Below are 14,787 nucleotides of genomic sequence, written 5' to 3' on the forward strand. Positions count from 1 at the left end.
CTCTGTCGTGTCAGGGGCTGGTTGGGTCCGCTCCGGGGGTGGGGGTCATGCGGAGTTCGGCGGTGAAGGCGTAGCGGTCGCCGCGGTAGACGGCGGTGGTGCATTCGAAGACGCGCTCGCGGCGGTCGAAGCTCACGCCGTACGAGGCCAGGCAGGGCTGAGTGGTCGGGATGTCCAGCCAGTCGGCGGTCTTGGCGTCGGGCATCGTCGGTTCGAGCTTGGACGTACCGCTGACGAGCTCGATCCTGTAGCGATCACCGAGCAATTCGTACAGGGAACCGTTGAGGTCCACCGCCTCGATCCCGGGCACGTAACTACCGGGCAAAGCCGTACGCTCAACCACCATCGGCAGATCGTCGGCCAACCGCAGCCGGGTGAACGTGACGACCTGATCGCCGACGGCAATCCGCAACCGGCGCGCGACCGCTCGCTCGGCCCGGACCCGGCGGAACTCCAGCGTCTTTGTCCCCGGCCGCATCCCCCGGCGGCGGATGTCCTCGGAGAACGACATCATGCCGAGCCACTTCGCGACCTTCGGGCGAGCGGTGTACGTACCACTGCCATGCCGACGCACCAGCAACTCCTCGATCACCAACTCGTCGACGGCGCGCCGCAAGGTCATCCGCGCCACGTTCCACCGGGCCGCCAGCTCCCGCTCGGCCGGCAACGCGACGCCTTCGGGCAACGAGTCGATCAAGTTCAGCAACAAGGCCCGGATCTCAGCAGCCTTCCCCGGCAACGAACTACGCATCCCCTCTCCCTACACCCCAACCCCCACCCCCAAAACCCCTTCGACCACCATCCAATCCCGCCCCCCCGCGACAGCCACCCGCCCCCTTTCCGTTCGCCCGCCCCCTTTCCGTTCATCGGGCCCTTGTGACCCGGCGTGTCGGCATTCATCGGTCCCTTGTGACCGGACCCCGGCGTGTCATCCGGCCCTAGTTACCAGGCGTGTCGCCGTTCAGCGGTCCCTTGTGACCACCAGTAGCGCGCCCTCTCTCGACGTTCCGACGTGCACCTCCTGACCAAGCCATGCGTGAGTCCGCCGGGCGCCTTCCCTTTGCATTCATTCGTCGGAATCCGCCCTCCCAGCTCAGCTGACCCGCACGGGCAGGCGGCGGCTGAGGGCGGATTCCGACGAATGAATGCAAAGGGAAGGCGCCCGATGAACGGAAAGGACGGCGGCGGACGGGCGGAAGGTTCGTGGCGACGCCGTGCGGCGGTGGGCGGGGCGCGCGGTTTGTGGCGGCGGCGTGAGGGCGGTGGGCGTGGGGGAGGGCCGGATTGCTTGGGAAAAAGAAAACAAGCGCGCTTGATTCTTTTTCGGGGGCGTGCGAGGCTCGGCGGGACGAGCGAGATTGGGAGGCGCTGGGTGGTTGAGCTGGATGTCGTGCTGGATGATCTTGCCGCCGAGAGTGCTGAGTTGGATCGGCTGGTCGCGGCGTTGCCCGCTGCCGACTGGTCGAGGGCGACGCCTGCCGAAGGGTGGACGGTGGCGCATCAGATCGCGCATCTCGCGTGGACCGATCAGGCGTCGGTACTGGCGGCGACGGATCCCGAGGCGTTCGCCCGGCAACTCCAAACGGCGCTGGACAACCCCAGCGGATTCGTCGACGAAGGGGCAGCGGAGGGCGCGGTTTTGCCTCCGGCCGAGCTGCTCCTCGTCTGGCGCGAAGGTCGGGATGAGCTCACGAAGGCACTCCGCGCGGTCCCGCCGGGCGACAAGGTGGCGTGGTTCGGGCCGCCGATGAGTCCGACCTCGATGGCGACGGCGCGGATCATGGAGACGTGGGCTCATGGGCAAGACGTGTTCGAGGCTCTTGAGGTCCACCGCACGCCAAGCGAGCGCCTGCGGCACGTGGCCCACCTGGCCGTGCGCACCCGCGACTTCGCTCACCTCTTGAACAACCGCAAACCCCCGACCACCGAATTCCGCGTCGAACTCGTAGCGCCCGATCGGACGATCTGGTCCTGGGGTCCGGAGGACGCGACCCAACGCGTGACCGGGACGGCGCTCGACTTCTGCCTGCTGGCGACTCAGCGCCGCCATCGCGACGACACCGATGTCGAGGCCGTCGGCGCCGACGCGCACGCCTGGCTCGACATCATCCAGGCCTTCGCCGGCGTCCCGGGCCCCGGCCGCCGCCCCAAAGCCGACCCCACAGCTGGCCCGAAGGCTGGCTCCGAGGCTGATCCCAAGGCTGAGAATGGCTGAGCTCAGGATCGGCAACGCGTCCGGCTTCTACGGTGACCGTTTCAGCGCCGTAGAAGAGATGCTCACCGACGGCCCACTAGACGTCCTCACCGGCGACTACCTGGCCGAGCTCACAATGCTGATCCTCGGCCGCGACCGCCTCAAGGACCCGTCGCTCGGCTACGCCAAGACCTACCTCAAACAACTAGAAACAGGCCTAGGTCTAGCACTCGACCGCGGAGTAAAACTCGTAAGCAACGCCGGCGGCCTCAACCCATCCGGCCTCGCCGAAGCCATCCACGCCCTAGCCGATCGCCTCGGCCTAAACCCGAAGATCGCGTACGTCGACGGCGACGACCTCCTGCCGCGTGCCGCCGAGCTCGGCCTAGGCCAACCACTCACCGCCAACGCCTACCTAGGCGCCTGGGGCATCGCCGACGCCCTGAAATCCGGCGCGGACGTCGTAGTCACCGGCCGCGTAACCGACGCCTCGGTGATAGTCGGACCAGCCGCCGCCCATCACGGCTGGAAGCGCGACGACTTCGACACCCTCGCGGGTGCGGTCGTCGCCGGTCACGTCATCGAATGCGGCTGCCAGGCCACCGGCGGCAACTTCGCCTTCTTCACCGAACTACCCGACCTCACTCACCCCGGCTTCCCGATCGCGGAGATCCACGCGGACGGCAGCAGCGTCATCACCAAACACGACGGTACGGGTGGCGCTGTCACGGTCGATACCGTCAAGGCCCAACTCCTGTACGAGATCACCGGCGCGCGCTATGCCAGCCCCGACGTGACCGCCCGTCTCGATACCGCCGAGGTGGTTGCCGACGGCCCCGATCGCGTCCGCATCTCCGGCGTACGCGGCGAGCCGCCACCTCCGACGTACAAGGTATCGCTCAACACAGTTGGCGGTTTCCGCAACGAAGTCGCGTTCGTGCTGACCGGCCTCGACCTCGACGCAAAGGCGGCCCTGGTCCAGAACCAACTGGTGCCGAAGGCAACCGATGTGACGTGGACCTTTGCCCGGACCGAGCAGCCGGACGCTTCGACCGAGGAGCAGGCGAGTGCCGTACTGCGCTGCGCGGTGAAGGATCCGGATCCGAAGGTCGTCGGCCGCGCGTTCTCCAACCAGGCCGTCGAGTTGGCGCTGGCGAGCTACCCGGGCTTCCACCTGACGGCACCACCCGGCGACGCCGCGCCGTACGGCGTTTTCACCGCCGGGTACGTCGAGGCCGGACTGGTCGAGCACACGGTCGTCCTCGCCGACGGGACCCACAAAAGGATCGAGCCGTCGACCGAAACTCGCGAGCTGACGTCCGTCGCCGAGCCCGAGCTGCCCGAGCCGTTGCCGTCGACGATGGTTCGCCGCGTGCCGCTCGGCACGATCGCGGGTGCGCGGAGCGGGGACAAGGGTGGCGATGCGAACGTCGGCGTCTGGGTCCGTGACGCGACGGCCTGGCGCTGGCTGGCGCACTACCTCACGACCGAAAGACTGAAGGCCTTGTTGCCCGAGGCAAGCGAGTTGACCGTCACCCGGCACGTGCTGCCGAATCTGTGGGCCGTCAACTTCGTCATCACCGGCATTCTCGGCGAAGGCGTTGCCTCGCAGGCCCGGTTCGACCCGCAGGCGAAGGCACTCGGCGAGTGGTTGCGCGCGCGCCTCGTCGACGTACCGGAGGTGTTGTTGCCGTGAGCACCGATGAGCGGAAGGCGTTGCGCGAGACCGTACGACGCTTCATGGCCGCCGAGGTGTTGCCGCACCTCGATGAGTGGGAGCGCGCGGGCGAGCTACCGCGCGAGGTCCATAAGAAGGCGGGCGCACTCGGCCTACTCGGAGTAGGTTTCGAGGGGGAGCTCGCGGATGCCGTCGCGGTGGTCGAGGAGATGCATTATGCGGGCGGTTCGGGCGGCCTGGTCGCGTCGTTGCTGACCTGCGGTATCGCCCTCCCGCACATCGTTGCGGCAGGCAACCAGGACCAGATCGACCGCTGGGTGGAACCAACCCTGGCAGGCGAGTTGATCGGTGCACTGGCCATCACCGAGCCCGACGGCGGTTCCGATGTCGCGTCGATCCGGACGACGGCCGTGCGCGATGGCGATCACTACCTCGTGAACGGCGCGAAGACGTACATCACTTCGGGTTGTCGCGCGGACTTCGTCACCACGGCCGTGCGGACCGGCGGGCCTGGCGCACACGGGATAAGCCTGCTGGTGATCGAGCGGGATACGCCCGGGTTCGCCGTATCGCGCAAGCTGGAGAAGATGGGCTGGTTGTGCTCGGACACGGCCGAGCTGTCGTTCACGGACTGCCGGGTGCCGGTGGCGAACCTGGTCGGCGCCGAAGGCAGCGGATTCGTCCAGCTCGCGCTCAACTTCGTCAGCGAGCGCCTCACCTTGGCCGTGCAGGCGTACGCCGGTGCGCAGCGCGCGCTCGACCTGACCGTCGAGTGGTGCCGAATGCGGGAGACGTTCGGCCGGCCGTTGATCTCGCGCCAGACCGTGCAGCACACGCTGACCGAGATGGCCCGGCGGATCGACGTGGCCCGCGTCTACGTGCACGACGTCGTACGTCGTGCGCAGGCGGGTGAGGACGTCATCGCCCAAGTCTGTTTCGCGAAGAACACCGCGGTCGAGGCCGGTCAATGGGTCACCGACCAGGCGTTGCAACTGCACGGCGGCCTCGGGTACATGCGCGAGGCCGAGGTCGAACGGCAGTACCGCGACCAGAAGATCCTCGCCATCGGCGGCGGGACCACCGAGATCATGACCGGCCTAGCCGCCAAACGACTGGGGTACACCGCATGACCGCGCTTGAGAACCGAACCGCGATGCTCGAGAAGCTGGACGCGCTCGAGGTCGAGCATGCGAAGGCGCTCGCCGGGGGTGGCGAGAAGTACGTCGAGCGGCATCACCGGCGTGGGAAGCTCCTGGCCCGCGAGCGGATCGAGCTGTTGCTGGATCCGGATTCGCCTTTTCTGGAGTTGTCGCCGTTGGCCGGCTGGGGTTCGGACTTCACCGTCGGCGCCTCGCTGGTGACGGGGATCGGCGTCGTCGAGGGTGTCGAGTGCCTGATCACGGCGAACGATCCAACGGTCAAGGGCGGTGCGAGCAATCCGTGGACGCTGCGCAAGGCGTTGCGCGCCGACGAGATCGCCCGGCAGAACCGGCTTCCCGTCATCAGTCTGGTCGAATCGGGTGGCGCGGATCTGCCTACGCAGAAGGAGATCTTCATCCCGGGCGGTGCGATGTTCCGCAACCTGACCCGGTTGTCCGCGGAGGGCATTCCGACGATCGCGCTGGTCTTCGGCAACTCGACGGCCGGTGGCGCGTACATCCCCGGCATGAGCGATCACGTCGTGATGGTCGACGGTGGCGCGAAGGTCTTCCTCGCCGGACCGCCGCTGGTGAAGATGGCGACGGGCGAGGACGCGGATGACGAGTCACTCGGCGGCGGCTCGATGCACGCACGGACGTCGGGTCTGGCCGACTACCTGGCCGTTGACGAGGTGGACGCGATCCGCCTCGGCCGGCAGATCGTCTCGCGGCTGAACTGGAAGAAGCTCGGCCCGGCACCGGCAGCGTCGTACGACGAGCCGTTGTTCGATGCCGACGAGTTGCTCGGGATCGTGCCGGGTGATCTCAAGATCCCGTTCGACCCGCGAGACGTGATCGCCCGGGTGGTGGACGGTTCGTCGTTTGACGAGTTCAAGCCGCTCTATGGCTCGAGTCTCGCGACCGGTTGGGCCTCGCTGCACGGTTATCCCGTCGGCATCCTCGCGAATACGCGTGGCGTGTTGTTCAGCGCGGAGGCGCAGAAGGCGGCGCAGTTCATCCAGTTGGCCAACCAGGCGAACACGCCGTTGATCTTCCTGCACAACACCACCGGCTACATGGTCGGCCAGGAGTACGAACAGGGCGGCATCATCAAGCACGGCGCCCAGATGATCAACGCCGTCTCGAACTCGAAGGTCCCGCACATCTCGATCCTGATGGGCGCGTCGTACGGCGCGGGGCATTACGGCATGTGCGGGCGTGCGTTCGACCCGCGTTTCCTGTTCGCCTGGCCGTCCGCGAAATCGGCCGTGATGGGTCCGCAGCAGCTCGCGGGGGTGCTCTCGATCGTCGCCCGCGCCGCCGCGGCCGCGAAGAACCAGCCGTACGACGAAGACGGTGATGCCGCCATGCGGGCCTATGTGGAAGGCCAGATCGAGGCGGAATCGCTGCCGATGTTCCTGTCCGGCCGGCTGTACGACGACGGGGTGATCGATCCGCGCGACACCCGGACCGTGCTCGGGTTGTGCCTGTCCGCCATCCATTCGGCTCCGGTCGAGGGAACCCGATTCGACGGCGCCAACTTCGGCGTCTTCCGGATGTGAGGGCGATGATCACGTCAGTATTGGTCGCCAATCGCGGCGAGATCGCGCGCCGGATCTTCCGGACGGCTCGGGAGCTTGGGTTGGAGTGTGTCGCGGTCTATTCGACGGCTGACGCGGCGTCTCCGCATGTATTCGAGGCCGACGCGGCTGTGCATCTGGCGGGCAATTCGCCTAGTGAGACGTATTTGCGTGGCGAGTTGTTGATCGAGGCGGCGCGAAAGACCGGGGCAGATGCGATTCACCCGGGGTATGGGTTTCTGTCGGAGAACGCGGAGTTCGCGCGGGCGGTGATCGAGGCCGGGTTGACGTGGATCGGGCCGACGCCTGAGTCGATCGAGTCGATGGGGTCGAAGGTCGAGTCCAAGAAGTTGATGGCGGCCGCGGGGGTGCCGGTTCTGGCTGAGTTGTCTGAGGTTGGTGCGGACGATTTGCCGGTGTTGGTGAAGGCGTCGGCGGGTGGTGGTGGTCGCGGGATGCGGGTGGTTCGGCGGCTGGAGGATCTTGCGTCCGAGCTCGAGGCCGCTGAGGCGGAGGCGTTGTCGGCCTTTGGGGATGGGACGGTGTTTTGCGAGCCGTATCTCGCTACTGGGCGGCATATCGAGGTTCAGGTTCTTGCTGATTCGTACGGCACGGTGTGGGCTGTTGGTGAGCGTGAGTGCTCGATCCAGCGTCGGCATCAGAAGGTGGTGGAGGAGGCTCCTTCGCCGTTGGTCTCGCGGTTGCCGGCTATGCGGTCTGCGCTGTTCGATGCGGCGCAGAAGGCGGCTGCTGCGATCGGGTATGTGGGTGCGGGGACGGTTGAGTTCCTCGCGGATGATGACGGCCGGTTCTTCTTTTTGGAGATGAACACGCGGCTGCAGGTCGAGCACCCCGTTACTGAGCTCACGACCGGTCTCGATCTCGTCGCCCTCCAGCTCTCCATCGCCGACGGCGCCGCGCTGCCGCCCGAACCGCCGTTGGCGACGGGCCACGCAATCGAGGTCCGGCTGTACGCCGAGGACCCGGCCAACGACTGGCAACCCCAAAGCGGGGTGCTCCACCGCTTCCGCCTTGCCGCCGCGGACTTGGCGAGGAACCGCCTCCCCGACTTGGCGACGAACCGCCCCCCGGACTTGGCGACGAGTGGACGCGTTTTGCGCCCCAACGTTGACACGCCAGACCAGATCTCAGGGGATATCCCGGACCGGGAAGGGGCGCAAAACGCGTCCACTCGTCGCCAAGTCCTCCCCCAGTCCACTGGTCGCCAAGTCCAATCAACTGGTCGCCAAGTCCTTCCCCAGCCCGTTGTCCGGGTCGATTCAGGAGTGGTGGACGGGTCGGTGGTGTCCGTGTATTACGACCCGATGTTGGCGAAGGTGATCTGTTGGGCGCCCGACCGCGATACGGCCGCCCGGCGCTTATCGGCCGAGTTGGCGCGAGCCGAGATCCACGGGGTGACCACCAACCGGGATCTACTAGTGCGGATCCTTCGGCATCCCGCCTTCCTCGCAGGCGATACCGACACCGCCTTCTTCGATCGGCACGGACTCGCCACCCTCGCGGAACCGCTCGCGGACAAGGACACCGAGGAGCTCTCCGCCTTGGCCGCGGCACTGGCCGACGCGGCGGCACGTCGTACAACCGCGAAGGTGCAAGGCCGCCTGCCCAGTGGTTGGCGCAATCTCCCGTCGGCGCCGCAGCGAAAGACGTACACAACCGTCAACGGCACACACGAAGTCGCGTATCGCTTCGGGCGGGACGGGCTGATCGGTGATCGGAAACTCCTCAGCTGTACGGCGAACGAGGTCGTGCTGGAGGTGGACGGCGTACGACGCGCATTCCGCGTCGCGGCGTACCCGGGCGTGGTGTGCGTTGACTCGTCGCTCGGATCGGTCGCGTTGACGCCGGTCGAGCGGTTCCCGGATCCGACGGCCCAGGTGGCGGCCGGTTCGTTGCTCGCGCCGATGCCGGGAACGGTCGTGCGGGTCGCGGTCGCCGTCGGGGACAAGGTCGCGCAAGGACAACCGCTGCTCTGGCTCGAGGCGATGAAGATGGAGCACACCATTTCCGCCCCGGCCGATGGCGTTGTCACCGAATTGGATGTAGAACCAGGCCGGCAGGTCGAGGTCGGCGCCGTACTCGCAGTGGTCCAAGTACCGGAGGAATCAGCATGAGCTTCGTCGAGACCGAGGAACGGCGGGCGCTGCGGGCGGCCGTGAGCGAATTGGGCCGCAAGTACGGCTATGCCTATTTCAACGAGAAGGCGCGTTCGGGTGGGCAGACCACCGAGCTGTGGCTGGAGGCGGGCAAACTCGGCTACCTCGGGGTCAATCTGCCCGAGGAGTACGGCGGTGGGGGCGGCGGAATGGCCGACCTGTCGATCGTGCTGGAGGAGCTCGGTGCCGCGGGCTGTCCGTTACTGATGATGGTCGTCTCGCCCGCGATCTGCGGCACGGTCATCGCGCGGTTCGGCACCGACGGCCAGAAGCAGCAGTGGCTGCCCAGGCTGGCCGACGGCTCGACCACGATGGCGTTCGCGATCACCGAGCCCGATGCCGGGTCGAACTCGCACAACATCACCACCACGGCACGACGTACGGACTCGGGCTGGTCGTTGTCCGGGCGCAAGGTCTACATCTCGGGTCTCGACGTGGCGAAGGCGGTGCTGGTCGTCGGCCGCACCGAGGACGCTCGCACTGGGCGGTTGAAGCCCGCGCTGTTCGTCGTACCGACCGATGCTCCCGGCGTCGAGTTCCGGCAGATCGAGATGGACCTGATCAGCCCGGACAAGCAGTTCGCGCTCTTCCTGGACGATGTCGCGTTGCCGCCCGAGGCGCTGATCGGTTCGGAGGATGCGGGCCTGATGCAACTATTCGCCGGGCTCAACCCCGAGCGGGTGATGGCCTCCGCGTTCGCGATCGGGATCGGGCGGCATGCGCTCGACAAAGCCGTTGCCTATGTCAAGGAACGCGAGGTGTGGGGCAAGCCGATCGGCAGCCACCAGGGCCTCGCGCATCCCTTGGCCCAGTGCAAGATCGAGCTCGAACTGGCTCGTCTGATGATGCAGAAGGCCGCCGCCTTGTACGACGCGGGCGATGACGTCGGCGCGGGTGAAGCCGCGAACATGGCCAAGTACGCCGCGGGCGAGGCGACCATGCGCGCGACCGACCAGGCCGTGCAGTCACTCGGCGGCAACGGGATGACGGTCGAGTACGGCGTGGCCTCACTGGTGGCGGCCGCGAGGGCCAGCCGGATCGCGCCGGTGAGCCGCGAGATGATCCTCAGTTTTGTCGCCCAGCACAGCCTTGGTCTGCCGAAGTCCTACTGAGTCTTCTTGGAGGATCCGCCGATGGTCATTCGTAGTGAGTTCCCCGATGTCGAGGTTCTCGATGTGCCGATCCACGACGCGGTGCTCGGCCGTGCCGCGGAGTACGGCGATCGGCCGGCGCTGGTCGACGGGGTTACCGGCAAGGAGATCACGTACAACCAGCTCGACGCGATGAGTCGCCGGATGGCCGCGGCCTTCGCGGAACTCGGCGTCCGGCACGGCGACACGATCGCGCTCTACAGCCCGAACACGATCCTCTACCCGGTCGTGTTCTACGGCGCCACGCGCGCGGGCGCCACCGTGACAACGGTCAACGCGCTCTATAACGCATCAGAGTTGGCGAAACAGCTGAACGACTCGGGCGCACGCTTCCTCGTCACCGTCTCGGTATTCCTGCCGGTCGCCACCGCGGCCATCGCGGGCACGGCCGTGGAGGAGATCTTCGTCTGCGACCAGGCCGAGGGCTTCCGCTCGGTGATGGAACTGCTCGCCACCAATGCACCCGAGCCCGTCGTGGAGATCGACCCGGCGAACGATGTCGCCGTACTGCCGTATTCCAGTGGCACCACGGGCGCGGCCAAAGGCGTGATGCTGACGCACCGCAATATCGGCACGAATATCGTCCAGGCCGAGGTGACGATCAACGTCGCGCCGGAGGAGCGGATCATCGCGATCCTCCCGTTCTTCCACATCTACGGTCTGACCGTGTTGATGAACCTGCCGCTGCGGCTCGGCGCGACTGTCGTGGTGTTGCCGAAGTTCGACCTGCAGCAGTTCCTCACCGTGTTGGCCGAGCAGAGGATCACGCGAGCCTTCGTCGCGCCACCCGTCGTGCTGGCGTTGGCGAAGCACCCCGCGGTGGATGCGGTCGACCTGTCGGCGCTCAAGTACGTGACTTGCGCGGCGGCACCACTCGATGGCGCGCTGGCCGAGGCGTGCGCGAAACGGCTCGGCCTGCACGCTGTACTCCAGGCTTATGGCATGACCGAGTTGTCGCCGGGCACGCACGCCGTACCGCAGGACGATATCGATCCACCAGCCGGTGCCGTGGGCAAGCTTTTCCCGTCCACCGAGATGCGACTGGTAGATGCCGAGGGCAACGATGCCGAGACCGGTGAGATCTGGATCCGCGGCCCGCAAGTGATGAAGGGATACCTCGGTCGTCCGGCGGAGACCGAGGCGACGATCCACCGGGACGGCTGGTTGCACACCGGCGATATCGGTCGCGTGGACGAGCGGGGCTATCTGTACGTGGTCGATCGGTTGAAGGAGCTGATCAAGTACCACGGCTACCAGGTGCCGCCGGCCGAGCTCGAGGCCGTGTTGCTCACGGATGACCGGATCGCCGACGCGGCCGTGATCGGTGTCAGCGATGCGGACGGACACGAGGTGCCGAAGGCCTTCGTGGTGCCGATGCCGGGCATCACGCTGACCGAGGACGACGTGATCGCGTACGTCGCGGAACGCGTCGCGCCGTACAAGAAGGTCCGCCGGGTCGAGTTCATCGAGGTGGTGCCGAAGGCGGCGTCGGGCAAGATCCTGCGCCGCGAACTACGAGCCCGGGAGGCCCGCGCATGAGTCTGGCAGGCAAGACCATCATCATGTCGGGCGGCAGCCGCGGCATCGGCCTGGCGATCGCGTTGCGCGCGGCCCGCGATGGCGCGAACGTCGCGCTGGTCGCGAAGACGGCCGATCCACATCCGCAACTGCCCGGCACGATCTACTCGGCGGCGAAGGAGATCGAGGCCGCGGGTGGCAAGGCCCTGCCGATCGTGGGCGACGTCCGCAGCGACGAGTCGGTCGCCGAGGGGATTGCCCGTACGGTCGAGGCGTTCGGCGGCATCGACATCGTGGTGAACAATGCGAGCGCGATCGACTTGTCGAAGACCGACGAGATCAGCATGAAGCGGTACGACCTGATGCAGGACATCAACGCCCGCGGCACGTTCCTGCTGTCGAAACTCGCCATCCCGGCTCTCCGGAAGTCCGCGCACGGACACATCCTGACGCTGTCGCCGCCGCTGAACCTGTCGCCCAAGTGGGCCGGAGGCCATCTGGCGTACACGATGGCCAAGTACGGGATGAGCCTGACGACGCTGGGTCTGGCCGAGGAGTTGCGGGGCGACGGGATCTCGGTGAACTCGCTCTGGCCTCGGACGTTGATCGCGACCGCCGCCGTGCAGAACCTGCTGGGTGGTGCGGAGGCGACGGCTCGATCGCGTACGCCGGAGATCGTGGCCGACGCGGCGTACGTCGTACTGACCGGGTCGGAGACGGGCCAGTTCTTCGTCGACGACGAGGTGCTGGCGTCCGCCGGCGTGACCGACCTGACGCCGTACCGGCTGGCGGCGACGGACGCTGACCTGGCGCCGGATATCTTCCTGGACTGACATGTCTGAACTTCTGAAGGAACCTCAGCAGGATCGCAGCCGGGCTACTCGGCAGAAGCTGCTTGAGGCTGCAGTGGATTCTCTGGCGGCCGTTGGATACTCCGCGACGACAGTGGCAGTCGTCGCGGCCAGGGCCGGCGTATCGCGGGGTGCGGCCCAGCACCACTTCCCGACTCGGGCAGACCTTTTTGCGGCAGCCGTCGAGTACATGACGGAGGTCAGGCTGGCGGAGATCCGCGAACAGGCCGCGGCTCTACCCGGCGGTTCCGGACGTACTGAGGCCATCGTGAGCATGCTGGCCGACGTGTACACGGGTCCGTTGTTCCGGGCCGCCCTGCATCTGTGGGTGGCTGCCTCGACCGAGGAACCACTGCGCCGCCAGATCATCGCCCTCGAAAGCCACGTCGGCCGCCAAGCCCACCACGCCCTGCTGGAAGTACTCGAAGTTGACGAACGCACCCCCGGCGTACGCGAAACCGTGCAAGGCGTCCTCGACATGGCCCGCGGGCTAGGCCTCGCCGACCTCCTCAGCGACGACAGCGCCCGCCGCCGCGGCATCGTCCGCCAATGGGCCCACCTCCTGGACCAAGCCCTACCCCGCTAGCGCCTTCTCGCTAGTCGCCTTGGCGGTCAGTGGGCGGGCGGCGTAAAGGGTGAGGAGGCCGATGGCGAGGAGGGCCCAGCCACCGCCGTCGGGTTCGAGCAGGGTGTCGAGTACACCGACGCCGGTGAGCCACCAACCGAGGTGTGCCGGGACGCGGCCGGTCTGGCGGATGGCCCACCGCATCATCGAACCGACCGTCAGCAGGGTCAGACCGCCGATGAAGAACCACGTCACGAAGTCGCGTCGGTAGTCGTCGGACGCCGCGATCAGACCCTCGCCCAGCATGTCGGCGATCACTCCCGGCGACTCGGCCACGCCGTACACCAGATGCACAATGCCCAAGCCTGTGGTCAGTCTGGGCAACCAGCGGGTCAGTCCGGTCATTGCGATCTCTCCTCCATACGGATGCGTATGGTTCGACCATACGCCGCCGTACGGGTCTTGCCTGATGAGCTACATCACTCGGCCGGGAGGCCTGCCGACAGCAGGAGACCGCGCACGGCGAGCTCGACCGAGCGCTTGACCTCGGCCGGTCCGGGTTTGCGGCCGCCTTCGGCACGGCTGAGCTGGTTCATACCGAGGAAGAGGCTGTACGTGAGGCGCGCGTGCTGCGCGGCCTCCTTACGGCCCAGCCCGAGATCGCGATAGAGCTGCGCGATGTACGCCATCCGCCGCTTGGTCACGCGCACCAGCACCGGCTCGACCCGGGCATCGCCGGCCGACGCCAGGATGGTCGCGTCGAACCCGCCGCGAAGCGCATCACCCAGCGCGCGGTCGGCCAAGGCCAGCAGGCGCTCGCGTGGGTCCGGGATGCCGGAGACCAGCTCGATGACCGCCGTCGTCTCCTCGTCCTCCCAACGCTGCAGGGTCGCGGCCAGCAACTCGTCGCGATCCCGAAAGTGCCAGTAGAAGCTGCCCTTCGTCGCCCCAAGCCGCCGAGCCAACGGCTCCACCGCCACCCCGCCAAACCCCTCCTCCCCCAACGCACGCAACGCCGCCCCCGTCCACTCCTCCCGCGACAACGCCACCCCCGCACGCTATCCGACCAGTCGCGCACTCACCTCAGCCGAACCGCGACTTCCTGGGGCTAGGTCCACTTCTTTGGCCGGTGCCATTCTTCGCCCGTTCTTGAGTTGAGGACGACCGCGGGCAACTGCGACTGACGGAGCGCGGTCTCGTTGATGCTGAAGTGACCGACATCGGAGAAGCGCTTGTGAGGCTTCGCGTTTCCGGGCGGCATCGCCATGATCACCGGATGCTGGGGCCGGACCTTCTTGACCGCACTGACAGCCGGAGCGAAGTCGGAGTCAGCACTGATGAGCAGACTGAGGTCTATCGGTTCCACGGCAGCGTCAGCGACCATCGTCGCGGCCAATGCCACGTCAGTCTCCTTCTCCTCCCAGCCTCGTGACCGGCGAGGACATTCGCACTGAAAGTGCTGTGCGCAGACCTTGCAAGGCGCCAGTGTCCGGGTCTTGAACCAGGCGACTCGCACGTCAAGGACGGGACCACTGTGCGCCCGCAGGGCGGAGATGTACCGGGTTTGGTTGGCTGCGGCGTCCGGCTCACCCTTCACCGTCGCGGTGAAATACCTAACGGTGATGACGTTGTCGTCCGGCCGCAGTGTCTGAACCAGTTTCACGAGGTCGAGCCACAAATACCGCCGCCCAAACTTGCTCTTCATCCCGTAGTACAAGTTGAAGCCGTCGATGTAGGCGGCGACGTTGACCACGGGATTCTCCGATCCGCGCCTTCTGCGTATGTACGCAAAGGCTGTTACAGTTGACGCATACGATGCCGGTTCGTCCGGCTGGAATGGCCCTCCGCAAGGGGGGCCGTTTTTTTGTGCCTGCAAGCCAGTTCGTGCCAGCCGGCGATCCCCAGGGTGAGCGGCACAGGGCAGCGACGCCCCT

The 14,787-nt window shown here is 66.9% G+C and carries 13 protein-coding genes; 9 read left to right on the top strand and 4 right to left on the bottom strand.

What is annotated here, in order from left to right; genetic code table 11:
- Nucleotides 1–10 precede the first annotated feature (10 nt).
- Nucleotides 11–751, bottom strand: a complete 741-nt coding sequence (locus OG394_RS25465; RefSeq protein ID WP_328989588.1) for a GntR family transcriptional regulator — start codon at nt 749–751, stop codon at nt 11–13.
- Between the two features lie 621 nt (nt 752–1,372).
- Here OG394_RS25465 and OG394_RS25470 point away from each other — a divergent pair.
- From OG394_RS25470 to OG394_RS25510, 9 genes are read left to right on the top strand one after another with little or no spacing between them, the layout of a single operon-like run.
- Entirely contained in the window at nt 1,373–2,215 is an 843-nt protein-coding gene (locus OG394_RS25470) for a TIGR03084 family metal-binding protein (RefSeq protein ID WP_328989589.1), read from the top strand.
- Nucleotides 2,208–3,890: an acyclic terpene utilization AtuA family protein gene (locus tag OG394_RS25475; RefSeq protein WP_328989590.1), complete on the top strand. Its 1,683-nt coding sequence runs from the start codon at nt 2,208–2,210 to the stop codon at nt 3,888–3,890. Before OG394_RS25470 ends, OG394_RS25475 begins: the two co-directional genes overlap by 8 nt.
- A complete protein-coding gene (locus tag OG394_RS25480) occupies nt 3,887–5,002 on the top strand; it encodes an acyl-CoA dehydrogenase family protein (protein ID WP_328989591.1) in 1,116 nt (371 codons plus the stop codon). The genes OG394_RS25475 and OG394_RS25480 overlap by 4 nt, the downstream gene beginning before the upstream one ends.
- Nucleotides 4,999–6,573, top strand: a complete 1,575-nt coding sequence (locus OG394_RS25485; RefSeq protein ID WP_328989592.1) for an acyl-CoA carboxylase subunit beta — start codon at nt 4,999–5,001, stop codon at nt 6,571–6,573. The genes OG394_RS25480 and OG394_RS25485 overlap by 4 nt, the downstream gene beginning before the upstream one ends.
- Nucleotides 6,574–6,578: 5 nt before the next feature.
- Nucleotides 6,579–8,726: an acetyl/propionyl/methylcrotonyl-CoA carboxylase subunit alpha gene (locus OG394_RS25490; RefSeq protein ID WP_328989593.1), complete on the top strand. Its 2,148-nt coding sequence runs from the start codon at nt 6,579–6,581 to the stop codon at nt 8,724–8,726.
- Nucleotides 8,723–9,880, top strand: a complete 1,158-nt coding sequence (locus tag OG394_RS25495) for an acyl-CoA dehydrogenase family protein (protein ID WP_328989594.1) — start codon at nt 8,723–8,725, stop codon at nt 9,878–9,880. The genes OG394_RS25490 and OG394_RS25495 overlap by 4 nt, the downstream gene beginning before the upstream one ends.
- A 21-nt stretch (nt 9,881–9,901) precedes the next feature.
- On the top strand, nt 9,902–11,458 hold the full coding sequence (locus OG394_RS25500; RefSeq protein ID WP_328989595.1) for an AMP-binding protein: 1,557 nt from the start codon (nt 9,902–9,904) through the stop codon (nt 11,456–11,458).
- Nucleotides 11,455–12,270: an SDR family oxidoreductase gene (locus OG394_RS25505; RefSeq protein WP_328989596.1), complete on the top strand. Its 816-nt coding sequence runs from the start codon at nt 11,455–11,457 to the stop codon at nt 12,268–12,270. Before OG394_RS25500 ends, OG394_RS25505 begins: the two co-directional genes overlap by 4 nt.
- A 1-nt stretch (nt 12,271) precedes the next feature.
- The gene (locus OG394_RS25510; RefSeq protein ID WP_328989597.1) at nt 12,272–12,874 is read left to right on the top strand and encodes a TetR/AcrR family transcriptional regulator; all 603 of its coding nucleotides are present in this window, start codon (nt 12,272–12,274) and stop codon (nt 12,872–12,874) included.
- Here OG394_RS25510 and OG394_RS25515 read toward each other — a convergent pair.
- The 3 genes from OG394_RS25515 to OG394_RS25525 form a co-directional block, all read right to left on the bottom strand.
- Nucleotides 12,863–13,258: a DUF6463 family protein gene (locus OG394_RS25515; protein WP_328989598.1), complete on the bottom strand. Its 396-nt coding sequence runs from the start codon at nt 13,256–13,258 to the stop codon at nt 12,863–12,865. The two genes, OG394_RS25510 and OG394_RS25515, sit on opposite strands and share 12 nt — an antisense overlap.
- A gap of 74 nt (nt 13,259–13,332) precedes the next feature.
- Complete coding sequence (locus OG394_RS25520) at nt 13,333–13,902, bottom strand: TetR/AcrR family transcriptional regulator (RefSeq protein WP_328989599.1); 570 nt, start codon at nt 13,900–13,902, stop codon at nt 13,333–13,335.
- Between the two features lie 59 nt (nt 13,903–13,961).
- Nucleotides 13,962–14,606 (bottom strand): NYN domain-containing protein, encoded by a 645-nt coding sequence (locus OG394_RS25525; protein WP_328989600.1) that lies wholly within the window; start codon nt 14,604–14,606, stop codon nt 13,962–13,964.
- Nucleotides 14,607–14,787 lie beyond the last annotated feature (181 nt).

Source organism: Kribbella sp. NBC_01245, from assembly GCF_036226525.1.
Lineage (GTDB): Bacteria > Actinomycetota > Actinomycetes > Propionibacteriales > Kribbellaceae > Kribbella.